Here is a 23,696-nt window from a genome sequence, read left to right as displayed (position 1 = left end):
AGGCCGTCACACTCCGGGTGTGCCATCCGCCCTCTCGGCGGCGCGCCCGTCTGCGCCAATCTTTTGTCATCCCTGCTGTCACCGCAGGAAGCCCACCACGAGAGGCGAGCATGAGCGACCCGATCCCCCGCACCTTCCTCCTCGTCGACACGGAGCGGTTCAGCGACCGCGACGACGTCCAGCAGGCCTATCTGCGCCGGATGCTGTACGACGTCGTCGACCGGACCCTGCTGGCCGCCGGAATCGATCAGACGTTACGGCTGCGCGCCGACCGGGGCGACGCGGTCATGGAGCTGATCGACCCGCATGTCCCGCTCAACATCCTGCTGCGCGCCCTGCTGACGGAGTTCCCCGCCCAACTCCGGGCCGTGAATCGGATGGCCGCCGCCTCGGCCCAGATTCGGCTGCGGGTCGTGCTCGCGACCGGGATCGTGATGATCGACGAACACGACGGATGGGTGGGCACCGACCTCAACGAGGCCTGCCGGCTCCTGGACGGCGAACCACTGCGTGCGGCGCTGCGCGAGCGGACGGACGACTACGCGCTCTGTGTTTCCCAGTCGGTCCACGCCGGGATCGTGCGGCACAACCACACCGGCATCCCTTCGGAGGAATTCCGCGAGATCACCATGCCCAGCAAGAACGGCCCGCTACAGGCGTGGCTGTACGGCGCCCTGCCTTCGGGGACAGCCCCCCAGCCGGTGACGGCCCCCGCGTCGACGGACCCCCCTCGGGGACCCCGAGGAGCGGGAGCCGGGGCGGTGACTGCCGGAGAGGGCCGGCCGGACGCCCCCGGAATCCGCTTCCAGGGCGTCAACGACGGATTCGTCGCCGGTCACATCGAGGGCAACGCCGTCCGGGCCGACGTGGTCCACGGCGACATCATCTTCGGTGACCGCCGGTGAGCGATCAGCCTGACCAGCCGGCCAACCCCGCCGAGGAGCCCGAGCCGGCACCAGCGGAAGGCGGGGGCGCGGCCGAACAGGAGAAGAAGATCGAGGAGGAGGCCCAGCAACCCTGGGCCACCCGTCGCGAGCTGCACGCCCACGCACCGAAGTCGATGGCGTTCGACGGCACCAACCACGGCGTCGTCGCCGACCGGATCATCGGCAACGTCACCACCGAAATCCACTACAGCTTCGGCGGGCTCGGCAGCGGCACCCCCGCCTCGGGGGAGATATCGCCTGCCTACCTCGACCGGCTGTCCGGTGTCTTCGTCGACGAGGGCACCCGCTTCGCGCAGCTGCGCGACCGCCTCTTGAAGGAGCAGGTCCTCGTCCTCACGGGGACACCCTTCACCGGGCGCCGGGCTGCCGCGCTCATGCTCCTCCGCTCCGTGGGCGCCACCCCGGTGCACGCCCTGGACAGCACCACGGCCCCGGGGAGCCTGACGGGCCTGTTCGGCACACCCGGGAAGGCGGCCGGCTACGTGCTGTGCGACCTGACCACCAGCCGCGACGACCCATTGCGCGAAGCCCAGTTCAACGCTCTGCGCGACCTCATGCACGAACAGAAGACCCATCTGGTGATCACCACCGGTGTGGGGGCATACCTGGAAGACGCCATCCGCCCCGAGGAGTGGAAGCCTCCGGGCCAGAAGGCGGTCCTGGCCGCCCGGCTCACCGTGGACGTCGGAGCCGAGGCCACCTCCCGGTTGCTCGCCCTCCCAGGCGTCGACGAGTTCCTCTCCCGCGACCACCAACTCCGCGAGGTCGTCGGATACGCGACGGAGTTACGCCAGTACGCAGTGGGCCAGCGCGACGAGAGCGAGCTGGCCGACTACTCCCTGCGCGCGCTGAAGCACCAGGTGCGCGAGTGGTTCGCGGAGCCCGAGGAGATCATCCACCTGCGGGAGAAGGCCTTCCTCATCGCCTTGGCCGCCTTCGACGGCGGCCCGTACGCCCTGACGGCAGAGCTCAGCGACCTGCTGTACTCCCAGCTCCAGCGGGTCGGCGACCCCAAGCGCCACGAAGCCATCCCCGTCTTCAGCACCCACATCGGCAAGCGGCTCCAGCTCGCCCGGGCGGATACGTATGCGGAGGCCGAGGACACTGAGTGGGGCGAGGTCACCCAGCTCAAAGCGGCCTTTCTCGACGACCGGACGGCCCTCGTCCTGCTTCCGGAGGTGTGGACTGGACATCCCGCCGCCCGACCGGCCCTGGTGAAGTGGCTGAACGAGCTGGCGGACGACGGGCGGCCACTGGTGCGCACCCGCGCCGCCGCCACCGCCGCCGTACTCGCGCGCACGGACCTGCCGTCCACGATGGCCCTGATCATCGAACCCTGGGCCCGCTCGGACAGGGCCCGGAGGCGGACGACAGCTGTCAGCGCCCTCACCCTCGCCCACCAGATCGACGCGCCGAACATCCCCCGCATCATCGACGCCTGGAGCGCGGATGCGGACGACCCCCGCCCCTGTTGGGTCGCGGTGCGGGCCCAGGGGCTGATCGGAACCGAGCGCCCCGAGGCTGCCCTGGCATCCCTGCGCGCCCAGGCCCAACGGCAGCACGCGAGGAAGAACCCCGACCAGCAGGTGCGCGACGAACTCCCGAAATCGGTCGCCCTCCTCCTGCTCTCACCCGAAGCGGACACCGTCCTCGCCGAACTGTTGCGGAGCCTTCCCGACCACCGTTCCGCCCGCGAGCTCGCCGTGCAGGGCTTCCTCACCGCGTGCGGTCGGCGTGACGAGGAAGCCGGACACGGCCGCCCGCTGGTCCTCGACTGGTATGCGCGCGCCGACCAGGACGACAGCCCGGCGGCGCTCGGAATCGTGCAGCTCGTGCGTGACGCCCTCGACGACCGCGCCTTCACCGAGGAAGCCGAGCGGGTGCTGCGTGGCTGGATCCAGGCCGCCGACCAGGACGAGAAGACGGAATGGGCGCTGGCCTCGCTGCTGACCCGGCTGGCCGCGACCCCCCGCGAGATTTCCCGCCTGGACTACCTGCTGCGCAACCCGCAGGGCCCCGACGGTGGCCCGTATCCACAGGTCGCCACCCGGCTGCGCGCCGTGCTCCCCCGCCCCATGCCCGCCTGAAGGGAAGGCCCGCACGATGTACGACTTCAACCAGCGCGCCGAACGCAACACCAAGCTGACCGACCCCGTCGTCACGGTCCGCCAGATCGGCCGCTTCGAGTTCGGCGGCCTGGCGGCGACACGCATCGACCACGCCTTGGTCTACGCGACCCCGAAGGGCACGTACGTGACGTATCTGCCCCCGAACCGGCCACGTCCCAGGACCACACGTCTCTACACCGCCGTGTACGAGGTGGACATGGGGGCGCATCCCGTCCAGGCGCAGATCTCACTGCCCAGTGACAACGACGCCCACGAGTTCACAGCAGCGGTCGACCTCACCTGGCAGGTCGCCGACCCCGCCCTGTACGTGCGAAGCGGCTGCCGTGACGTCCCCCGGCTGCTGATCGGCGAACTGGAACAGTCCTGCCGGCCGGTGACCAGAGGCTTCCACATCACGGGCAGTGCGGCTGCCGAAGAACGGCTGCTCGCCACGGTGAACGCCGGCAAGCCGCTCGGCGAAGGCGTCGGGCTGCGCGTCGACTGGACGGTCCGCTTGCGCCGCGACGCCGACAACATCGAACACGAGCGGCGCCTCCAGGCCGCCCGGCACGAGCTGGAGCTCCAGCGGTACGAGGCCCAGAAGATCGCCTTCTACCAGCAACACTTCACCCAGGGCGGCATCCAGGCCTGGGCCCTGCACCTGGCCCGACACCCCGAGGACACCCAGCTCGCGCTGGACAGCATGGAGAAGCACCAGCTCGCGCTCCTCCGCTCGCAGCTCGACCAGGTCAAGACGCTCCTGGGCCCCGACGGTGGTGAGGCCCACGAGCTGGACCGCACCCGACAACTCATGATCGAGCAGATCAACAAGGCTCTCGCGCCCCACTCCCATGCCCCACTGCCCACGCCGGAGCTCCCGGAGCTGCCGCCCGATTACGGACGCCGCCCCCATCCGCCCGCCGGCCCGGAGCGGGCGCGGTGACCAAGCCCGCCGAGTCGCCCGGTCTCCCGCCGGATTACCCCCGGTACCCAGAGGCCCCACCGCCCACGCCCGCGCACGTCCCCTCGCAGCCCAGCCCGGAGCACGACGATCTCGACTACCGCCACCCCGGAGGGACACGCGTCCATTACCGCGCCCGGCAGCGCACCGCCGACGCCACCGCCCTCGGCCGGCTCGCTCTGCACGTGCCGGGATTCCTGACGAGCCTGCTCGTCGTACTGGGAATGGCCACATTGCTGGAAGCCTGGCTCGGGCTGCCGGCCTGGCTGCCGACCGCCCTGTGGCTGGCTTCCGGTGCCCTCACGTTCCACCGCCCCAGCGAGCGGTTCCTGGCCCGTCACCTGCTCCGGCTCAAGCACCCGATCCCTTGCGAGCTGGCCCTGCTGACCCCCGTGTGGCGTGAGGTGACCGCCCGTGCCGGCGTGGACGGCGACCGCTACGAGCTGTGGATCGAGGACAGCGACGACCTGAACGCCCTCGCCGCCGCCGGCCATATCGTCGCCGTCACCCGTCGGGCCCTGGAACGGCTGCCCGAGGCGCAACTGGCCGCGGTACTCGCCCACGAACTGGGCCATCACACCGCCGGGCACGCATGGACAAGCCTCCTCAGCTGGTGGTATTCGCTCCCGGGCCGGTTGGCCTGGCAGTGCCTGGCCGCAGCCACCGTAGGGCTGATCCGCATCACGAGCGGGTTCTCGTACGTGGCCGCAGGCATCCTGATCGTCCTGCTTGGGTGGATCACCTTCGCCACCCTGACCCTGACCTACGGCCTGCCGCTGCTTCTGCTCGCGCTGCCCTACTTGTCCGCCGCCGTCGGACGCCGCGCCGAACTCCGCGCCGACATGCACGCAGCCTCACTGGGCTTCGGTCCGATGCTCTCCCGGACGCTGCACGACGGACTGGCCGAGGAAGCGTCACCGTCCGACGACGGCATGCTGTCCCGGCTGCTCTCCACCCACCCCGACCACCGGACCCGCCTCCACCACCTGCAGCGCTACCTCACGCCCCGCCCCTAGAACGCCGCAGGGCGGTCACCCTCTCGGGTGACCGCCCTGCGGTTACTGCTCTTCGACGACTCAGCCGTTGTACGGGCCGTAGTCGTAGTCCTCCAGCGGGACAGCCTGGCCGGAGCCGGTGCCGAAGGGCGAGTAGTCGATGTCGTCGTAGCCGACGGCCGAGTACATCGCTGCCTTGGCTTCCTCGGTGGGCTCGACCCGGATGTTGCGGTAGCGGGACAGGCCCGTACCGGCCGGGATGAGCTTACCGATGATGACGTTCTCCTTGAGGCCGATGAGGCTGTCGGACTTGGCGTTGATCGCCGCATCCGTCAGGACTCGGGTCGTCTCCTGGAAGGAGGCGGCCGACAGCCAGGACTCCGTCGCCAGCGAGGCCTTGGTGATACCCATCAGCTGCGGACGGCCGGAGGCGGGGTGACCGCCCTCGGTGACCACACGACGGTTCTCGGTCTCGAACTTCGAGCGCTCGACGAGCTCGCCCGGCAGGAGCTCCGCGTCGCCGGACTCGATGATCGTCACGCGGCGCAGCATCTGCCGGATGATGATCTCGATGTGCTTGTCGTGGATCGACACGCCCTGCGAGTTGTAGACCTTCTGGACTTCGCCGACCAGGTGGACCTGGACGGCACGCTGGCCGAGGATGCGCAGCACGTCGTGCGGGTTGGTGGCACCCATGGTGAGCTTCTGGCCCACCTCGACGTGGTCGCCCTCGTGCACGATGACCTTGGCGCGCTTGGAGATCGGGAAGGCCGTCTCCTCGCTGCCGTCGTCGGGCGTGATGACGATCTTCTTCGTCTTCTCGGTCTCCTCGATCCGCACGCGGCCGGCGGCCTCGGAGATCGGGGCGACACCCTTCGGGGTACGGGCCTCGAAGAGCTCGACGACACGCGGCAGACCCTGCGTGATGTCGTCACCGGCCACACCACCGGTGTGGAAGGTACGCATCGTCAGCTGGGTACCGGGCTCACCGATGGACTGGGCGGCGATGATGCCGACCGCCTCGCCGATGTCGACGAGCTTGCCGGTGGCCAGCGAGCGGCCGTAGCAGAAGGCACAGGTGCCGACCGCGGACTCGCAGGTCAGGACCGAGCGGGTCTTGACCTCCTCGACGCCGTTCGCGATGAGGGCGTCGATGAGCACGTCGCCGAGGTCCACGTTCGCCGGCGCGATGACCTTGCCGTCGATGACGACGTCCTCGGCCAGCATGCGGGCGTACACGGAGGTCTCGACGTCGTCCGCCTTGCGGAGGACACCCGCCTCGTCCTTGACACCGATCTTGAGCTTGAGGCCGCGCTCGGTGCCGCAGTCCTCCTCGCGGATGATGACGTCCTGCGAGACGTCCACCAGACGACGGGTGAGGTAACCCGAGTCGGCGGTACGCAGGGCGGTGTCCGCCAGACCCTTACGGGCACCGTGCGTGGAGATGAAGTACTCCAGAACGGTGAGGCCCTCACGGAAGGACGCCTTGATCGGACGCGGGATGGTCTCGTTCTTCGCGTTCGACACCAGACCACGCATACCGGCGATCTGTCGCATCTGCATCATGTTTCCTCGGGCACCCGAGTCAACCATCATGAAGATGGGGTTCGTCTTGGGGAAGTTCGCGTTCATCGCCTCGGCAACCTCGTTGGTCGCCTTGGTCCAGATCGCGATGAGCTCCTGCGTGCGCTCGTCCTTGGTGATCAGACCGCGCTCGTACTGCTTCTGGACCTTCTCGTCCTGCGCCTCGTAGCCCGCGACGATGGCCTTCTTGGCCTCGGGCACGACGACGTCGGAGATGGCCACGGTGACGCCCGAACGGGTCGCCCAGTGGAAGCCGGCCGCCTTCAGGTTGTCGAGCGTCGCCGCCACGATCACCTTGGGGTAGCGCTCCGCCAGGTCGTTGACGATCTCGGAGAGCTGCTTCTTGCCCACCGAGTAGTCGACGAACGGGTAGTCCTCGGGCAGCAGCTCGTTGAAGAGCGCGCGACCCAGGGTCGTCTTCAGACGGAAGCTGTCGCCCGGCTGGAACTCCTGCTCGCCCTCCTCGGCGACCGGCGGCACCCAGCCGCGCGGCGGGATGGTGCCCACCGGGAAGCGGATGTCGACGGACGACTGCAGCGCGAGCTCGCCGGCGTCGAACGCCATGATCGCCTCGGCCGTGGAGCCGAACGCGCGGCCCTCGCCCTTGGTGTCACGGAGCTCACCGTCGGTGGTCAGGAAGAACAGACCCAGGACCATGTCCTGCGTCGGCATCGTGACCGGACGGCCGTCGGCCGGCTTGAGGATGTTGTTCGAGGACAGCATCAGGATGCGGGCCTCGGCCTGCGCCTCCGCGGAGAGCGGCAGGTGCACGGCCATCTGGTCACCGTCGAAGTCCGCGTTGAACGCGGTGCAGACGAGCGGGTGGATCTGGATGGCCTTGCCTTCGACCAGCTGGGGCTCGAAGGCCTGGATGCCGAGGCGGTGCAGCGTGGGCGCACGGTTCAGCAGCACCGGGTGCTCGGCGATGACCTCTTCGAGCACGTCGTAGACGACCGTGCGGCCGCGCTCGACCATGCGCTTCGCCGACTTGATGTTCTGCGCGTGGTTCAGGTCGACCAGGCGCTTCATCACGAACGGCTTGAAGAGCTCCAGCGCCATGGCCTTCGGCAGACCGCACTGGTGCAGCTTGAGCTGCGGGCCGACGACGATCACGGAACGCGCGGAGTAGTCCACGCGCTTGCCGAGGAGGTTCTGACGGAATCGACCCTGCTTGCCCTTCAGCATGTCGCTGAGGGACTTCAGCGGGCGGTTGCCGGGGCCCGTCACCGGGCGGCCGCGACGACCGTTGTCGAAGAGCGCGTCCACGGCCTCCTGGAGCATGCGCTTCTCGTTGTTCACGATGATCTCGGGGGCACCGAGGTCGAGAAGGCGCTTCAGGCGGTTGTTGCGGTTGATCACGCGGCGGTACAGGTCGTTCAGGTCGGAGGTCGCGAAGCGGCCACCGTCCAGCTGCACCATCGGACGCAGGTCCGGCGGGATGACCGGCACGCAGTCCAGCACCATGCCCTTGGGGCTGTTGCTGGTCTGCAGGAACGCGGAGACGACCTTGAGGCGCTTGAGCGCACGGGTCTTCTTCTGGCCCTTGCCGGTACGGATGATCTCGCGGAGGCGCTCGGCCTCCTCCTCGAGGTCGAAGGACTCCAGGCGCTTCTGCAGCGCCGCGGCACCCATCGAACCGTCGAAGTACGTACCGAAGCGGTCGCGCAGCTCGCGGTAGAGCAGCTCGTCGCCCTCGAGGTCCTGGACCTTGAGGTTCTTGAAGCGGTTCCACACCTCGTCGAGGCGGTCGATCTCGCGCTGGGCGCGGTCACGGAGCTGCTTCATCTCGCGCTCGGCGCCTTCGCGCACCTTGCGGCGCACGTCGGCCTTGGCGCCCTCGGCCTCGAGCTCGCCCAGGTCGCTCTCGAGCTTCTTGGCGCGGCCTTCGAGGTCCGCGTCACGGCGGTTCTCGATCTGCTGGCGCTCGACGGAGACGTGGGCCTCCAGCGACGGCAGGTCGCGCTGACGGCGCTCGTCGTCGACGAACGTGATCATGTACGCGGCGAAGTAGATGACCTTCTCGAGGTCCTTCGGCGCGAGGTCGAGCAGGTAGCCAAGACGCGACGGAACGCCCTTGAAGTACCAGATGTGGGTGACGGGAGCGGCGAGCTCGATGTGGCCCATCCGCTCACGGCGCACCTTGGCGCGCGTGACCTCGACGCCACAGCGCTCACAGATGATGCCCTTGAAGCGGACACGCTTGTACTTGCCGCAGTAGCACTCCCAGTCCCGGGTCGGACCGAAGATCTTCTCGCAGAAGAGTCCGTCCTTCTCGGGCTTGAGGGTGCGGTAGTTGATGGTCTCCGGCTTCTTGACCTCGCCGTGGGACCAGGTTCGGATGTCGTCCGCGGTGGCAAGGCCGATCCGCAGCTCGTCGAAGAAGTTGACGTCGAGCACTGTGCGTCAATCCCTCTTTCGGGGTCGAGTCTCAATCATGGTCTGAACGGTCCCGGGGGCGGCCGGGGGGATCACGCGGATCCCCCCGGCCAGGCCCGTCAGACCTCTTCGACGCTGCTCGGCTCGCGCCGGGACAGGTCGATACCGAGCTCCTCCGCCGCGCGGAAGACGTCCTCGTCGGTGTCGCGCATCTCGATGGACATGCCGTCCGAGGACAGCACCTCCACGTTGAGGCAGAGCGACTGCATTTCCTTGATGAGCACCTTGAAGGACTCGGGAATGCCCGGCTCGGGGATGTTCTCGCCCTTGACGATGGCCTCGTAGACCTTCACGCGGCCGGTCACGTCGTCGGACTTGATCGTCAGGAGTTCCTGGAGTGCGTACGCGGCACCGTAAGCCTCAAGCGCCCACACCTCCATCTCACCGAAGCGCTGACCACCGAACTGCGCCTTACCACCCAGCGGCTGCTGCGTGATCATCGAGTACGGACCGGTCGAACGGGCGTGGAGCTTGTCGTCGACCAGGTGGTGCAGCTTGAGGATGTACATGTACCCGACCGAGATCGGGTCCGGGAACGGCTCGCCGGAGCGGCCGTCGAACAGGCGCGCCTTACCGGTCGGGAGCACCATGCGCTCGCCGTCGCGGTTCGGGATGGTGTGCTGGAGCAGGCCGGCCAGCTCGTCCTCACGCGCACCGTCGAAGACGGGGGTGGCGACGTTGGTGCCGGGGGCGACCTGGTCGGCGCCGATCGCCTGGAGGCGCTGCGCCCACTCGTCCGCCAGGCCGGAGACGTCCCAGCCGCGGCTGGCGAGCCAGCCGAGGTGGATCTCCAGGACCTGTCCCGGGTTCATTCGGGACGGGACACCCAGCGGGTTCAGGATGATGTCGACCGGAGTTCCGTCCTCGAGGAACGGCATGTCCTCGATCGGAAGGATCTTCGAGATGACGCCCTTGTTGCCGTGGCGGCCGGCGAGCTTGTCACCGTCGGTGATCTTGCGCTTCTGGGCGACGTAGACGCGGACCAGCTGGTTCACGCCCGGAGGAAGCTCGTCGCCCTCCTCGCGGTCGAAGACGCGGACGCCGATGACCTTGCCGATCTCACCGTGAGGCACCTTGAGCGAGGTGTCGCGCACCTCGCGGGCCTTCTCACCGAAGATCGCGCGGAGCAGGCGCTCCTCGGGGGTCAGCTCGGTCTCACCCTTGGGCGTGACCTTGCCGACCAGGATGTCGCCGGCGACGACGTCCGCACCGATGCGGATGATGCCGCGCTCGTCGAGGTCGGCGAGGACCTCCTCGGAGACGTTCGGGATGTCCCGGGTGATCTCCTCGGGGCCCAGCTTGGTGTCACGGGCGTCGACCTCGTGCTCCTCGATGTGGATCGAGGAGAGGACGTCGTCCTGCACGAGGCGCTGCGACAGGATGATCGCGTCCTCGTAGTTGTGGCCTTCCCACGGCATGAACGCGACGAGCAGGTTCTTGCCGAGGGCCATCTCGCCCTCTTCGGTGGCCGGGCCGTCGGCGAGGACCTGGGCCTCGACGATCCGGTCGCCCTCGTTGACGATGACCTTCTGGTTGACCGAGGTGCCCTGGTTCGAGCGGGAGAACTTGGCGACGCGGTACGTGGTGTACGTGCCGTCGTCGTTGGCGACGGTGATGTAGTCGGCCGAGACCTCCTGGACGACACCGTCCTTCTCCGCCTTGATCGAGTCGCCGGCGTCGACCGCACAGCGGTACTCCATGCCGGTGCCGACGAGCGGGGCCTCCGCCTTGATGAGCGGAACGGCCTGGCGCATCATGTTCGCGCCCATGAGGGCGCGGTTGGCGTCGTCGTGCTCGAGGAAGGGGATCATCGCGGTCGCGACGGACACCATCTGGCGCGGCGAGACGTCCATGTAGTCCACGTCGGACGGCTCGACGTAGTCGACCTCGCCGCCACGCTTGCGGACCAGGACGCGGTTCTCGGTGAAGCGCAGGTCGTCGTCCAGGCGGGCGTTCGCCTGGGCGATGACGAAGCGGTCTTCCTCGTCGGCGGTGACGTAGTCGACCTCGTCGGTGACCTGGCCGTCGACGACCTTGCGGTACGGGGTCTCGATGAAACCGAACGCGTTGACGCGGCCGTAGGAGGCGAGCGAGCCGATCAGACCGATGTTCGGGCCTTCGGGGGTCTCGATCGGACACATGCGGCCGTAGTGCGACGGGTGCACGTCACGGACCTCGAAGCCGGCCCGCTCACGGGAGAGACCGCCGGGACCCAGGGCCGAGAGGCGACGCTTGTGCGTCAGACCCGACAGCGGGTTGTTCTGGTCCATGAACTGCGACAGCTGGCTGGTGCCGAAGAACTCCTTGATGGAGGCGACGACCGGCCGGATGTTGATCAGGGTCTGCGGCGTGATCGCCTCGACGTCCTGGGTGGTCATGCGCTCGCGCACGACGCGCTCCATACGGGCGAGACCCGTACGGACCTGGTTCTGGATGAGCTCGCCGACGTTGCGCAGACGACGGTTGCCGAAGTGGTCGATGTCGTCGGTCTCGACGACGATCGAACGGCCCGACTCACCGATGGTCTCGGTCTCGCCCGCGTGGAGCTTCACGAGGTACTTGATCGTCGCGATGATGTCGTCGGTGGTGAGCACACCGGCGTCGAGCGGCTCGTCGGCGCCGAGCTTCTTGTTCACCTTGTAGCGGCCGACCTTCGCGAGGTCGTAGCGCTTCGGGTTGAAGTAGAGGTTCTCGAGCAGCGTCTGAGCGGCCTCGCGGGTCGGCGGCTCGCCCGGGCGCAGCTTGCGGTAGATGTCGAGCAGCGCGTCGTCCTGGCCCTGGGTGTGGTCCTTCTCCAGGGTGGCGCGCATGGACTCGTACTCGCCGAACTCCTCGAGGATCTGCTCGGTGGTCCAGCCGAGAGCCTTCAGGAGGACGGTGACGGACTGCTTGCGCTTGCGGTCGATGCGGACACCGACCATGTCGCGCTTGTCGACCTCCATCTCCAGCCAGGCACCCCGGGACGGGATGATCTTGGCGGAGAAGATGTCCTTGTCGGACGTCTTGTCGATGGAGGAGTCGAAGTAGACACCGGGGGAGCGGACAAGCTGCGACACGACGACACGCTCGGTGCCGTTGATGACGAAGGTGCCCTTGTTGGTCATGAGCGGGAAGTCGCCCATGAAGACCGTCTGAGACTTGATCTCTCCGGTCTCGTTGTTCGTGAACTCGGCCGTGACGAACAGCGGAGCCGCGTACGTGAAGTCGCGCTCCTTGCACTCGTCGACGGAGTTCTTCGCCGGCTCGAAACGGTGGTCGCGGAAGGTCAGCGACATCGACCCGGAGAAGTCCTCGATCGGCGAGATCTCCTCGAAGATCTCTTCCAGACCGGACTTGGTGGGGACGTCCTGTCCACTCTCAAGCGCCGACTCGACGCGGGACTTCCAGGCGGCGTTGCCGAGCAGCCAGTCAAAGCTCTCGGTCTGCAGCGCCAGGAGGTTCGGAACCTCGAGCGGCTCCTTGATCTTTGCAAAGGAGATGCGCAGCGGGGCGGTGCTGGCACCGTTGTTCGTATTGGTCGAGGCGTTGCGCGAGGCGGCCAAGAGGGGGTCCTTCCGAGGGCTCGGACTCACTACGCGCGTACCGGTCCCAGCCGACACAAAGACAAGGTGCTTCCGATCTGGCCAAAAGGCCAGGTCAGGGCGGTCAGTCAGATGTGCTCGAGCGTGGGCATGCCCCTGGCGACGGGCAGGGGACAGCTAACAGGCAGCGCAAAGGGTCAGTGTAGCCACTCGGCTCACTGATGTCCAGACCGCGTCTCCGGCAACCGGCAACAGGCCCTTCCCTACGTTGTTCAACCGACACGCTGCGGCTCTCGAACACAGAGCGCGTATCAGTACTGCCCTCTTCGTAGTCGATCCATGCCTCGGATCCAGGATCGAGCTGGCCGACCTCACGACGGACTGAGAATTGCGCGCCGCTGGCCGTTCGTCAAGGCCCCGTGCTCCGAGCGGATCATCTCCGGACCCTGCTTCGAGGCAACGAAGATCACCCTACTCCCCAACGAGACCAGGGCAAGTCAGGCACTGCGGATACGCCGAAGGGCGACCACCCTTACGGGTGATCGCCCTTGGCTGAGGCCGTCTAGGCGGCCTCAGAGGTGTTACTTGACCTCGACGGAGGCGCCGGCAGCCTTGAGGGCCTCAGCGGCCTTGTCAGCGGCTTCCTTGTTGGCCTTCTCGAGAACCGGCTTCGGGGTGCCGTCGACGAGGTCCTTGGCCTCCTTCAGACCCAGGGAGGTCAGCTCGCGCACGACCTTGATGACCTGGATCTTCTTGTCGCCGGCGCCGGTGAGGATGACGTCGAACTCGTCCTTCTCCTCGACCTCGGCAGCGGCACCGGCGCCCGGGGCACCCGGGGCGGCGACGGCGACGGCCGCGGCGGCGGTGACGTCGAACTTCTCCTCGAAGGCCTTCACGAACTCGGAGAGCTCGATGAGGGTCATCTCCTCGAACTGGGCGAGGAGGTCGTCCTGAGAGAGCTTCGCCATGATGGGCGATCCTTCCACTTAATTCGGCAGGTGCCGGATGTATAGAGAGGCGGGCGTAACGGCCCGCTACGACCCGCGCACTAGGCGGCGCGGATCAGTGCGCGAGCCGAATTACTCGGCACCGCCCTGCTCGGCGAGCTTGACGCGAAGCGCTTCCGCGGTGCGGACGAACTTCGACGGCAGCGCCTGGAAGAGCGAGGCAGCCTGAGACTGCTTGCCCTTGAACGCGCCGGCCAGCTTGCTGAGCAGAACCTCGCGGGACTCGAGGTCCGCGAGCTGCTTGATCTCATCGGCGGTCAGCGCCTTGCCATCAAGGACACCGCCCTTGATGATGAGGTTCGGGTTCTCCTTGGCGAAGTCACGAAGACCCTTGGCCGACTCCACCGGGTCACCGGTGATGAAGGCGGCACCCGTCGGACCAGTGAACTGGTCGTCGAGCGAGGTGATCCCGGCGTTGTTAGCCGCAATCTTGGTCAGCGTGTTCTTCACCACGGCGTACTGGGCGTTCTCACCGAGCGAGCGACGCAGCGTCTTGAGCTGCGCGACGGTGAGACCCCGGTACTCGGTCAGCACAACGGCGTTCGAGCTGCGGAACTTGTCCTCAAGCTCGGCTACGTCGGCAGCCTTGTCGGGCCTTGCCATAGAGCGTCGGCCTCCTTCCGGGTGATGAGGACCGCTCAGAAGGGGCTGACATACAAAACGCCCCGGCGCAGGCGCCAGGGCGTAGCTCAACCGGACGAAGTCCGGGAACGATTCCTCAGTCACCTGCGCGGGTCGTCCGCAGTAGCGGATCCTTCGGCCACCGCACCCTTCCAGGCACGGCAACGACCAGCGGTCTTTGGCTTCTGTGGAAGCGTACGCGAACCATGGGTGCGGGTGCAAATCCGCCCGTACGGCGGAGCCGCCCCCGCGCCCCCGCCGGCCCCCAGGGCGGGCGGGGAGGCCTGCGAGGAGGACGCGGCCGCCGCACGGCCCGTCGGCCGTCTTCCCGTCCTCTCCCGCCCTCTCCCGTCCTCGCGGGCCGTCGTGGCCCGCCCGGGCATGCGCCCCATCCGACGGGCGCGGAACACGAAGAACGGGCCCTCCGCTCCCCGCGAGGGGAGTGGAGGGCCCGTTCAGCCACTCAGGCGAGCCGTGAGGCTCAGACCGCGGCCGGGTCTTCCTCGACGAGGAGGTTCCGGGTGCGGTTGGAGTCCAGCTGGATGCCGGGGCCCATCGTGGTGCTCAGGGCGGCCTTCTTGATGTAGCGGCCCTTGGCGGCGGACGGCTTCAGACGGATGATCTCGTCCAGGGCCGCCGCGTAGTTCTCGACCAGCTGCTCATCGGAGAAGGAGACCTTGCCGATGATGAAGTGCAGGTTCGAGTGCTTGTCGACGCGGAACTCGATCTTGCCACCCTTGATGTCGGTGACAGCCTTGGCGACGTCCATGGTGACGGTGCCGGTCTTCGGGTTCGGCATGAGACCACGCGGACCGAGCACGCGGCCGAGGCGGCCGACCTTGCCCATGAGGTCCGGGGTGGCCACGACGGCGTCGAACTCGTTGAGGCGGTTGCCCTTGGCGATCTCGTTGATCAGCTCGTCGTCGCCGACGATGTCGGCGCCGGCGGCTTCCGCGGCCGCAGCACGGTCACCGGTCGCGAAGACCAGGACCCGGGCGGTCTTGCCGGTGCCGTGCGGGAGGTTCACGGTGCCGCGGACCATCTGGTCGGCCTTGCGCGGGTCGACACCCAGGCGGAAGGCAACCTCGACGGTGGAGTCGAACTTGGTGGTGCTGGTGTCCTTGGCGAGACGGACGGCCTCGAGGGGAGCGTAGAGCTTCTCCCGGTCGATCTTGGCGTCCGCAGCGCGGAGAGTCTTGCTGCGCTTCACTTCTGCTCCTGTGTAAGTACTTCAGGCGTGGAGTCGTGGTGCGGACCAGCGCTTGGTCCTACCACTGGGGACTGCGAGGGGGCTGGATCAGCCCTCGACCGTGATACCCATCGAACGGGCGGTGCCGGCGATGATCTTCTCGGCGGCGTCGATGTCGTTCGCGTTGAGGTCGGGCATCTTGATCGTGGCGATCTCGCGGACCTGGTCACGCGTGAGCTTCGCGACCTTGGTCTTGTGCGGCTCGCCGGAGCCCTTCTCGACGCCCGCGCTCTTCAGGATGAGGCGCGCGGCCGGCGGGGTCTTGGTGATGAAGGTGAAGGAGCGGTCCTCGTAGACCGTGATCTCCACCGGCACGACCATGCCACGCTGCGACTCGGTCGCGGCGTTGTAGGCCTTGCAGAACTCCATGATGTTGACGCCGTGCTGACCGAGCGCGGGGCCGACCGGCGGAGCCGGGTTGGCCGCACCGGCCTTGATCTGGAGCTTGATAAGCCCCGTGACCTTCTTCTTCTTGGGAGGCATTGCTCTCTCCGGGTCCTAGTGAGAGTTTTCAGCCGTCCTTCCGGTCATCCGGATGGAGGCATACCGCACCACGATAACGGGTATCAGTGCGGGGCTAAAAACCGAGCAGGTCAGACCGCCCTTGACGGGCTGGTCTGACCTGATTCGGAAGCGTTTGGTCCGGAAGATCAGTTCTTCTGGATCTGGTCGAAGCTGAGCTCGACCGGGGTCTCGCGGCCGAAGATCTCGACGAGGCCCTTGACCTTCTTCGAGTCCGGGTTGATCTCGTTGATCGTCGCCTGGAGCGTGGCGAACGGGCCGTCGGTGACGGTGACCGAGTCGCCGACCTCGAAGTCCAGGACCTCGATGGTGCGCTTGACGGCGGGCGCGGGCAGGCCGGCCTCTTCGGCAGCCTGCTTGGCGGCCTTCTCCTGCGCCTCGGGGGCGAGCATCTTGACGATCTCGTCGAGGGTCAGCGGGTACGGGTCGTACGCGTTGCCGACGAAGCCGGTGACACCCGGGGTGTTGCGGACGACGCCCCAGGACTCGTTCGTCAGATCCATGCGGACGAGAACGTAACCGGGCAGCTTGTTCTGCCGGACGTTCTTGCGCTCGCCGTTCTTGATCTGGACGATCTCTTCCTCGGGCACCTCGGCCTGGTAGATGAACTCCTCGACGTTCAGCGAGACGGCGCGCTGCTCCAGGTTGGCCTTCACGCGCTTCTCGTAGCCCGCGTAGGTGTGGATCACGTACCACTCACCGGGGAGCAGGCGCAGCTCCTCGCGGAGGGCCTGGATGGGGTCGACGGGCTCCGCCGGCTCGGCCGGGGCTTCCTCGTCGGCCTCGGCCTCGGCCTCGACGGCCTCGATGTCGGCCTCGTCCTCGGCGTCCTCGTCGGCGATCTCGTCGGCGATGTCGGCGTCGGCGGCCTCTTCGGCCTCGGCGCCATCAGCCTCGGCGTCGACCTCGTCCTCGACGTGCAGGGCGGCTTCCTCCGCGGCGGCGCCGGCTTCGGCGTCGGCGAGCTCGGCCTCGTCGGGGTCCACAGCGTCCGCCGCCTCGACGATGTCGAGCTCGTCCTCGACGGACTCGACGGAGTCGTGGCTCACGTTCAGGTTCGGGTCAGACACGGTGGCTGCTTCTTCCTGGATACAAAAGGTGGTGGAACATGCGAAAACGGGCGGCACCCATCAGGCGCCGCCCTCCGCGGGGATCAGCCGAAGACGAACTTGATGGCTTCCTGGAACCCATAGTCAATCACGGTCACCAGACCGATCATGATGACGACGAAGACGATCACCACGGTGGTGTACGTCGTGAGCTGGTTCCGGGTGGGCCAGACGACCTTGCGGAGTTCCGCGACGATCTGGCGGTAGAAAAGCGCGAGGCGCCCCAGGGGGCCCTTCTTCCCGCGCTTGCCGCCCTTGCGGGCCTTCTTCTCTCGAGTGTCGCTCTCGGCGTCAGGCATGTCGATGGAGCCCAGGGCGTCCGTCACGTCTCTCACCTGAATCCGGGTCGTGGCCGTAGCCGCGCCCGGTTGCGCCGCACGGCGTTGCATCGAAGTACGTACCTGCGCACACGTCCGAGAAGGAGTGTGAAGCAGGGCCGGAGGGACTCGAACCCCCAACCGCTGGTTTTGGAGACCAGTGCTCTACCAATTGAGCTACGACCCTTTGCGTTCCCCAACCTACCGCATCCGAGCGAGTGCACGGAGTGCTCACGCTCCGGGGCGGCTGTTGAGGACCAACGACAGGTGAGTGTACGTGGTCCGGGCCCTGACGTCGAACAGAAGACATCCGGATCTGCTCCGTCCGGTAACTGAAACGGTGTGCGGCGCTTCTCGGCCGTCTGGGACGATTGGCCCCATGACCTCTGCAACGCCTTCCTCCGAGCGCCGGGTGTCTGCCCGCATCGGCGCCATTTCCGAGTCCGCCACCCTCGCCGTCGACGCCAAGGCCAAGGCCCTCAAGGCCGCCGGCCGACCGGTCATCGGCTTCGGCGCGGGCGAGCCCGACTTCCCGACGCCGGACTACATCGTCGAGGCGGCGGTCGAGGCCTGCCGCGACCCGAAGTTCCACCGCTACACCCCGGCCGGCGGCCTGCCCGAGCTGAAGAAGGCCATCGCCGCCAAGACGCTGCGCGACTCCGGCTACGAGGTCGACGCCTCCCAGGTCCTGGTGACCAACGGCGGCAAGCAGGCCATCTACGAGGCCTTCGCCGCGATCCTCGACCCGGGCGACGAGGTCATCGTCCCGGCCCCCTACTGGACCACCTACCCCGAGTCGATCCGCCTCGCCGGCGGTGTCCCGGTGGAGGTCGTCGCCGACGAGACCACCGGTTACCGGGTCTCCGTCGAGCAGCTCGAGGCCGCGCGCACCGAGCGCACCAAGGTCGTCCTGTTCGTCTCCCCGTCCAACCCGACCGGCGCCGTCTACAGCGAGGACGACGCCCGCGCCATCGGCGAGTGGGCGGCCGAGCACGGCCTGTGGGTGCTGACCGACGAGATCTACGAGCACCTCGTCTACGGCGACGCGAAGTTCACCTCGCTCCCCGTGCTGGTCCCGGCCCTGCGCGACAAGTGCATCATCGTCAACGGCGTCGCCAAGACGTACGCCATGACCGGCTGGCGCGTGGGCTGGGTCATCGCCCCGCAGGACGTCATCAAGGCCGCGACCAACCTCCAGTCGCACGCCACCTCCAACGTCTCCAACGTCGCCCAGGTCGCCGCGCTGGCCGCCGTCTCCGGCAACCTGGACGCCGTCGCCGAGATGCGCAAGGCCTTCGACCGCCGCCGCCAGACCATGGTGAAGATGCTCAACGAGATCGACGGCGTCTTCTGCCCGACCCCCGAGGGCGCGTTCTACGCGTACCCGTCGGTCAAGGAGCTGCTGGGCAAGGAGATCCGCGGCAAGCGCCCGCAGACCTCGGTCGAGCTCGCCGCGCTGATCCTCGACGAGGCCGAGGTCGCGGTCGTCCCGGGCGAGGCCTTCGGCACCCCCGGCTACCTGCGCCTGTCGTACGCCCTGGGCGACGAGGACCTGGTCGAGGGCGTGTCCCGCGTCCAGAAGCTCCTCGCGGAGGCCAAGGCCTAACGCGGACGCCGGCCCACCCCTGAGCGGCGCCTCCCCCACCGGGGGAAGCGCCGCTCAGGCACATCCGGCCCGCATTTCAGCCTCGCCGGCGTTTGAGGCGCGGGGCGCGGGGCGGAGCCCCGGAAGCCGACCCGCGGGGGGCCACCGGACCCGGGCACGCGTTCGGACAAGCCCCCGAAAGGTAAAACCCCCTCCCGCCCAGCGCCGCGGTACGGCAGGATCACCAGATGGAGCACGTACGCGATCTCACGCTTCTGCCGAAAGCCCACCTCCACCTGCACTTCACCGGCTCGATGCGCCCGTCGACCCTGCTGGAGCTCGCTGACAAGTACGGCGTCCGCCTCCCCGACGCCCTGACCGCCGGGGAACCGCCCAAGCTGCGCGCCACCGACGAGCGCGGCTGGTTCCGCTTCCAGCGCCTCTACGACGCCGCCCGGAGCTGCCTGCGCGAGCCCGAGGACATCCGGCGGCTGGTGCGCGAGGCCGCCGAGGAAGACGTACGGGACGGCAGCGGCTGGCTGGAGATCCAGGTCGACCCCACCTCCTACGCGCCCCTCCTCGGCGGCATGATCCCGGCCGTCGAGGTCATCCTCGACGCCGTCGACAGCGCCTCCCGCGAGACCGGCCTCGGCATGCGGGTCCTCATCGCGGCCAACCGCATGAAGCACCCCCTGGACGCCCGCACCCTCGCCCGCCTCGCCGTCCGCTACGCCGACCGCGGCATCGTCGGCTTCGGGCTCTCCAACGACGAGCGCCGCGGCATGGCCCGCGACTTCGACCGGGCCTTCGCCATCGCCCGCGACGGCGGCCTCCTCGCGGCCCCGCACGGCGGCGAGCTGACGGGCCCCGCCTCCGTCCGCGACTGCCTCGACGACCTGCACGCCTCCCGCATCGGGCACGGCGTACGGGCCGCCGAGGACCCCCGGCTGCTGAAGCGGCTCGCCGACCGGCAGGTCACCTGCGAGGTCTGCCCCGCCTCCAACGTCGCGCTCGGCGTCTACGAGCGGCCCGAGGACGTACCGCTGCGCACCCTCTTCGAGGCCGGGGTGCCCATGGCCCTGGGCGCCGACGACCCGCTGCTCTTCGGGTCCCGGCTCGCGGCCCAGTACGAGATCGCCCGCCGCCACCACGCCTTCACGGACGCGGAGCTGGCCGAGCTGGCCCGTCAGTCGGTGCGCGGCTCGGCCGCGCCGGAGGAGGTCAAGAACAAGCTGCTGGACGGCATCGACCACTGGCTGGCCGGGTGAGCCGCAGGTCCCCCTCGTGGCAGTCGGCCCGGACCCGGTGGCCGTCGGGGAAGCCGATCTCCAGGTGGGTGCGGCCCTGCTCGGGCAGCGCGAACTCGGCGACCGACTCGACGGTCTGGCCGAGGTGGCGCAGGAAGGGGTGCTCGCCGAGGTCCTCGCCGACTTCGATCCGGCCCCACTCCCCCAGGTCGTAGGGCCCGTGCGGCTCGGCGCGCTCCACGATGAGGCACTGGTCCGACCCGGTGGTGATGCGCGTGGTCTCGCCGGCGCTGTCGATCAGCCAGACGTCGAGCGGTGCCTCGGAGCGCTCGCCCTCGCAGATGTGCCAGGACGCGACGACCCGGCGGATCTCGCGCCCCACCAGTCGTGTGGGGTCCGTACCGGCCCCGTGCAGGGGGCAGTGCATGTCAGATGGTGACGCCGACCGTCACCGGCTCGTTGACGAGGGTGACGCCGAACGCCGCGTGGACGCCCGCGACGACCTCCCGGGCGAGGGTCAGCAGGTCCTCGGTCGTGGCCGCGCCCCGGTTGGTGAGGGCGAGGGTGTGCTTGGTGGAGATGCGTGCGGGGCCGCTGCCGTAGCCCTTGGTGAAGCCGGCCTTGTCGATCAGCCAGGCCGCGCTGGTCTTCGTACGGCCTTCACCGGCCGGGTAGGCGGGCGGGGTGGTGTCGGCGCCGAGGCGGTCCTGGACGCGGGCCAGGAAGGCCGCGTAGGCCTCGTCCGTGAGGATCGGGTTGTGGAAGAAGGAGCCGGCCGACCAGGTGTCGTGGTCGGCGGGGTCGAGGACCATGCCCTTGCCGGCGCGCAGGCGCAGGACGGTCTCGCGGGCGAGGGCGGCCGGGACGCGGTCGCCGGCCTCGACGCCGAGGGCGCGGGCCGTCTCGGGGTACTTGATCGGGGCCGAGAGGCCGCCCGCGTCCTCCAGGGCGAAGCGCACGCGCAGGACGACGTAGCGGTCGGGCTGGTCCTTGAAGGTGCTGTTGCGGTAGCGGAAGGCGCATTCGGCGGCGGTCAGGGTGACCGTCTCGCCGGTGGTGCGGTCGTAGGCGACGACCTCGGTGATGGTGTCGCACACCTCCTGGCCGTACGCCCCGACGTTCTGGATCGGGGTCGCGCCGGCCGAGCCGGGGATCCCCGCGAGGCACTCGACGCCGGCGAGCCCGGCCTCGACGGTGCGGGTGACGGCGTCGCTCCAGTTCTCGCCGGCCGCCAGCTCCAGGGTGGTGCCGTCGAGCCGGAATCCGGTGGTGGCGATGCGCAGGGCTGTGCCGTCGAAGCCCTGGTCGCCGATGACCAGGTTGCTGCCGCCGCCGATGACCAGCAGCGGGGTGCCGCTCGCGTCCGCGGCGCGGACGGTTTCGACGACTTCGGCGTCGGTGGTCGCGGTGACCAGCCGGGCCGCGGGGCCGCCGAGGCGGAAGGTGGTCAGCGGGGCGAGGGGGGCATCGTGGAGTTCCTGCACGTGCACAAGAGTACGGTCCGTCCCCCTCGCGTCCCGGCGGGGCACTCAGTGGGCCTGGTTCCGCTCGGCCAGACGGCGTTCGGCCTCGGGCCAGCCGAGGGGGAGTTCCGAGGCGGGGACGGTCCAGAAGGTGAAGGCGGACTCCTTCATGTACGCGCTGGCGGCTCGGGAGCCGGAGCGGTGCGGCTCGCTGCGGGCGAAGCGGTAGAGGGCGTCCCGGTCCTCCCAGGCGGAGAGGGTGAGGAAGGTGCGGTCCAGGACGCGGGCCCGCAGGGCCACGCCGTGGGCGCCGGGTGCCTTGCGGATCTGGCGGATGATGCCGGGCGCCTTGAGGAAGAACTTCACGGCGCCGGCGAGGGTCGCGGTCTCGAAGCGGGAGGCCATGACGTAGACCTCGGCGCCGGGGGCGGCCTGGGTGGGCGTGGACCAGGGGATGTCGGGCATGACGGGTTCTCCTTCGCTGGTCGGGTGGGGCTCAGCCGGCCCGGACCGGGGCGGGGACGGTCACGGTTTCGGGGGTGACGGCCGGGGTGGTCTTCGCCCTGCGCGGGAGCAGCAGGGCGAGGGCGGCGGCCAGGGCCACCGCGGCGGCGCCGATCCACAGGGCGGGGACGGTGCCGTCGGTGAAGGTCTGCGGGGTCTCGTAGCCGCCCCGGGCGGAGAAGACGGAGGCGAGCACCGCCACGCCGAGGGCGCCGCCGACCTCGCGCAGGGCGTTGTTGGCGCCGGAGGCCTTGCCCTGGTCGGCGGGGGTGACGGTGGACATCAGCACGTTGTTGGCGGGGGCGAAGTACAGGGACATCCCGATGCCGCTCAGGACGAGCGCCGGGAGCTGGGCGGCGTACGAGACGTCCGGGCTCAGGATCACCGCGAACCAGCCGAGCCCGAGCGCCTGGAGGGCCAGCCCGGCGACGACGACGGGCCGGCCGCCGATCCGGTCGGACAGCACCCCCGCGATCGGGGCGACGAGGACCGCCATCCCGGTCCAGGGGAGCATCCGCAGTCCGGCCTGGGTGGGCGAGTAGCCGGCGACACCCTGGAGGAACTGGCTGAGCAGGAAGATCGACCCGAACATGCCGAGGTACATCAGCAGGCTGGCGATGTTGATCCCGAAGAAGCCGCGGCTGCGGAACAGCCGCATGGGGAGCATGGGGTTCGCGTTGTGGAAGCCGTGGTGGACGAAGCCGCCGATGAGCGCACTGCCCGCGATGAGGCCGGTCAGGACGGGGGCGCTGGTCCAGCCGTGGGCGTTGGCGTTGACCAGGCCGTAGACGACGCCGAAGAGGCCGCCGCTGATCAGCAGGGTGCCGGGGACGTCGAGACGGGAGTCCGGGGCGGTGGACTCGGCGAGGCGCAGGCGGGCGAGCGGGACCAGGGCCAGGCCGATGGGCACGTTGAGCCAGAAGATCCACTGCCAGGAGATGTGCTCGGTGAGGCTGCCTCCGACGAGGGGACCGCTGGCGACGGCGAGCCCGCCGACGGCCCCGTAGATCCCCAGGGCCATCCCCCGCCGGGCGGCGGGGACGGCGGCGGTGAGCAGGGTGAGGCTGAGCGGCATCATGATCGCCGCGCCGACGCCCTGCACGGCGCGGGCGGCGATGAGCTGTCCGATCCCGGACGCGAGGGCGGCCGCGGCGGAGGCGCCGGTGAAGACCAGGAGCCCGGTGACGAAGAGCCGCCGCCGGCCGAATCGGTCACCGAGGGCGGAGCCGAACATGAGCAGGACGGCGAAGGTGAGCGTGTAGGCGTTCACCGTCCACTCCAGGTCCTCCAGCTTGCCGCCGAGGTCGTTCCGGATGGCGGGGAGGGCGGTGGTGACGACGAGGTTGTCGAGGGCGGCCATGAAGCTGGCGGCCCCGGTGAGCACGAGGGCCCATATCGCGGGCGGGCGGAGCGTGGTCTCGGCTGGCTGGGTCACGGTTTCCCCCTGAGGGTTGTTAGTTATTGCTGACTAACTTTCGTGGGCAGGGAAGGGCCGGGGGCCCTGGGGCCGGGGCGGCCGC

At 68.9% G+C, this 23,696-nt stretch carries 18 protein-coding genes and 1 tRNA gene; 6 read left to right on the top strand and 13 right to left on the bottom strand.

Features of this window, described 5'->3' with window-relative positions; translation table 11 throughout:
- Nucleotides 1-110 precede the first annotated feature (110 nt).
- The 4 genes from AB0D45_RS13520 to AB0D45_RS13505 are packed head-to-tail and all read left to right on the top strand — an operon-like array spanning nucleotide 111 to nucleotide 5,032.
- Nucleotides 111-905: a hypothetical protein gene (locus tag AB0D45_RS13520; protein WP_362458121.1), complete on the top strand. Its 795-nt coding sequence runs from the start codon at nucleotides 111-113 to the stop codon at nucleotides 903-905.
- Nucleotides 902-3,034 carry a hypothetical protein gene (locus tag AB0D45_RS13515; RefSeq protein ID WP_362458118.1) on the top strand — a complete coding sequence of 711 codons (2,133 nt, stop codon included), beginning with the start codon at nucleotides 902-904 and terminating at the stop codon, nucleotides 3,032-3,034. Before AB0D45_RS13520 ends, AB0D45_RS13515 begins: the two co-directional genes overlap by 4 nt.
- Nucleotides 3,035-3,050: 16 nt before the next feature.
- Nucleotides 3,051-3,998: a hypothetical protein gene (locus AB0D45_RS13510; RefSeq protein ID WP_361606951.1), complete on the top strand. Its 948-nt coding sequence runs from the start codon at nucleotides 3,051-3,053 to the stop codon at nucleotides 3,996-3,998.
- On the top strand, nucleotides 3,995-5,032 hold the full coding sequence (locus tag AB0D45_RS13505; protein WP_362458115.1) for a M48 family metalloprotease: 1,038 nt from the start codon (nucleotides 3,995-3,997) through the stop codon (nucleotides 5,030-5,032). The genes AB0D45_RS13510 and AB0D45_RS13505 overlap by 4 nt, the downstream gene beginning before the upstream one ends.
- 60 nt (nucleotides 5,033-5,092) lie before the next feature.
- Here AB0D45_RS13505 and AB0D45_RS13500 read toward each other — a convergent pair whose 3' ends face one another.
- From AB0D45_RS13500 to AB0D45_RS13460, 9 genes are all read right to left on the bottom strand, one after another.
- Entirely contained in the window at nucleotides 5,093-8,992 is a 3,900-nt protein-coding gene (locus AB0D45_RS13500; protein WP_362458112.1) for a DNA-directed RNA polymerase subunit beta', read from the bottom strand.
- Nucleotides 8,993-9,090: 98 nt separating this feature from the next.
- Entirely contained in the window at nucleotides 9,091-12,573 is a 3,483-nt protein-coding gene (rpoB, locus tag AB0D45_RS13495; RefSeq protein ID WP_361606082.1) for a DNA-directed RNA polymerase subunit beta, read from the bottom strand.
- Between the two features lie 560 nt (nucleotides 12,574-13,133).
- A complete protein-coding gene (gene rplL, locus AB0D45_RS13490) occupies nucleotides 13,134-13,520 on the bottom strand; it encodes a 50S ribosomal protein L7/L12 (RefSeq protein ID WP_361606079.1) in 387 nt (128 codons plus the stop codon).
- Between the two features lie 111 nt (nucleotides 13,521-13,631).
- The gene (rplJ, locus tag AB0D45_RS13485; protein WP_361606076.1) at nucleotides 13,632-14,162 is read right to left on the bottom strand and encodes a 50S ribosomal protein L10; all 531 of its coding nucleotides are present in this window, start codon (nucleotides 14,160-14,162) and stop codon (nucleotides 13,632-13,634) included.
- Between the two features lie 499 nt (nucleotides 14,163-14,661).
- Nucleotides 14,662-15,390: a 50S ribosomal protein L1 gene (rplA, locus tag AB0D45_RS13480; protein ID WP_361606073.1), complete on the bottom strand. Its 729-nt coding sequence runs from the start codon at nucleotides 15,388-15,390 to the stop codon at nucleotides 14,662-14,664.
- Nucleotides 15,391-15,477: 87 nt separating this feature from the next.
- On the bottom strand, nucleotides 15,478-15,912 hold the full coding sequence (gene rplK / locus AB0D45_RS13475) for a 50S ribosomal protein L11 (protein ID WP_361606070.1): 435 nt from the start codon (nucleotides 15,910-15,912) through the stop codon (nucleotides 15,478-15,480).
- A gap of 167 nt (nucleotides 15,913-16,079) precedes the next feature.
- The gene (gene nusG, locus AB0D45_RS13470; RefSeq protein WP_361606067.1) at nucleotides 16,080-17,021 is read right to left on the bottom strand and encodes a transcription termination/antitermination protein NusG; all 942 of its coding nucleotides are present in this window, start codon (nucleotides 17,019-17,021) and stop codon (nucleotides 16,080-16,082) included.
- 83 nt (nucleotides 17,022-17,104) lie between these two features.
- Nucleotides 17,105-17,386: a preprotein translocase subunit SecE gene (secE, locus tag AB0D45_RS13465; protein WP_361606085.1), complete on the bottom strand. Its 282-nt coding sequence runs from the start codon at nucleotides 17,384-17,386 to the stop codon at nucleotides 17,105-17,107.
- A gap of 105 nt (nucleotides 17,387-17,491) precedes the next feature.
- Nucleotides 17,492-17,564, bottom strand: a tRNA-Trp gene (locus AB0D45_RS13460).
- 192 nt (nucleotides 17,565-17,756) lie between these two features.
- On the opposite strand from AB0D45_RS13460, the gene AB0D45_RS13455 reads away from it, so the two are divergent.
- Together AB0D45_RS13455 and AB0D45_RS13450 are read left to right on the top strand one after the other, a co-directional pair.
- The gene (locus AB0D45_RS13455) at nucleotides 17,757-18,983 is read left to right on the top strand and encodes a pyridoxal phosphate-dependent aminotransferase (protein WP_361606064.1); all 1,227 of its coding nucleotides are present in this window, start codon (nucleotides 17,757-17,759) and stop codon (nucleotides 18,981-18,983) included.
- 227 nt (nucleotides 18,984-19,210) lie between these two features.
- Nucleotides 19,211-20,230 (top strand): adenosine deaminase, encoded by a 1,020-nt coding sequence (locus tag AB0D45_RS13450; RefSeq protein WP_362458105.1) that lies wholly within the window; start codon nucleotides 19,211-19,213, stop codon nucleotides 20,228-20,230.
- Here AB0D45_RS13450 and AB0D45_RS13445 read toward each other — a convergent pair.
- The 4 genes from AB0D45_RS13445 to AB0D45_RS13430 are packed head-to-tail and all read right to left on the bottom strand — an operon-like array spanning nucleotide 20,184 to nucleotide 23,611.
- The gene (locus AB0D45_RS13445; RefSeq protein ID WP_362458103.1) at nucleotides 20,184-20,636 is read right to left on the bottom strand and encodes a hypothetical protein; all 453 of its coding nucleotides are present in this window, start codon (nucleotides 20,634-20,636) and stop codon (nucleotides 20,184-20,186) included. The genes AB0D45_RS13450 and AB0D45_RS13445 overlap by 47 nt on opposite strands.
- Nucleotide 20,637: 1 nt before the next feature.
- Complete coding sequence (locus AB0D45_RS13440) at nucleotides 20,638-21,738, bottom strand: UDP-N-acetylmuramate dehydrogenase (RefSeq protein ID WP_362458100.1); 1,101 nt, start codon at nucleotides 21,736-21,738, stop codon at nucleotides 20,638-20,640.
- On the bottom strand, nucleotides 21,739-22,137 hold the full coding sequence (locus tag AB0D45_RS13435) for a DUF3291 domain-containing protein (protein ID WP_362458098.1): 399 nt from the start codon (nucleotides 22,135-22,137) through the stop codon (nucleotides 21,739-21,741).
- A gap of 31 nt (nucleotides 22,138-22,168) precedes the next feature.
- Nucleotides 22,169-23,611, bottom strand: coding sequence for a DHA2 family efflux MFS transporter permease subunit (locus AB0D45_RS13430; RefSeq protein WP_362458095.1), 1,443 nt, complete (start codon nucleotides 23,609-23,611; stop codon nucleotides 22,169-22,171).
- Between the last annotated feature and the right edge of the window lie 85 nt (nucleotides 23,612-23,696).

The sequence above is a fragment of the Streptomyces sp. NPDC048352 genome (genome assembly GCF_040651895.1).
Lineage (GTDB): Bacteria > Actinomycetota > Actinomycetes > Streptomycetales > Streptomycetaceae > Streptomyces.
Note: the sequence above shows the minus strand (reverse complement) of the source record. Positions and strands in the feature narration are given on the sequence as shown.

Excerpts from the sequence above, each read along its gene's own strand:
- AB0D45_RS13520 (WP_362458121.1), top strand. The coding sequence starts at position 111 with ATGAGCGACCCGATCCCCCGCACCTTCCTCCTCGTCGACACGGAGCGG.
- AB0D45_RS13510 (WP_361606951.1), top strand. The coding sequence starts at position 3,051 with ATGTACGACTTCAACCAGCGCGCCGAACGCAACACCAAGCTGACCGAC.
- rplL (WP_361606079.1), bottom strand. The coding sequence starts at position 13,520 with ATGGCGAAGCTCTCTCAGGACGACCTCCTCGCCCAGTTCGAGGAGATG.
- rplJ (WP_361606076.1), bottom strand. The coding sequence starts at position 14,162 with ATGGCAAGGCCCGACAAGGCTGCCGACGTAGCCGAGCTTGAGGACAAG.
- rplK (WP_361606070.1), bottom strand. The coding sequence starts at position 15,912 with ATGCCTCCCAAGAAGAAGAAGGTCACGGGGCTTATCAAGCTCCAGATC.
- AB0D45_RS13455 (WP_361606064.1), top strand. The coding sequence starts at position 17,757 with ATGACCTCTGCAACGCCTTCCTCCGAGCGCCGGGTGTCTGCCCGCATC.
- AB0D45_RS13450 (WP_362458105.1), top strand. The coding sequence starts at position 19,211 with ATGGAGCACGTACGCGATCTCACGCTTCTGCCGAAAGCCCACCTCCAC.
- AB0D45_RS13445 (WP_362458103.1), bottom strand. The coding sequence starts at position 20,636 with ATGCACTGCCCCCTGCACGGGGCCGGTACGGACCCCACACGACTGGTG.
- AB0D45_RS13435 (WP_362458098.1), bottom strand. The coding sequence starts at position 22,137 with ATGCCCGACATCCCCTGGTCCACGCCCACCCAGGCCGCCCCCGGCGCC.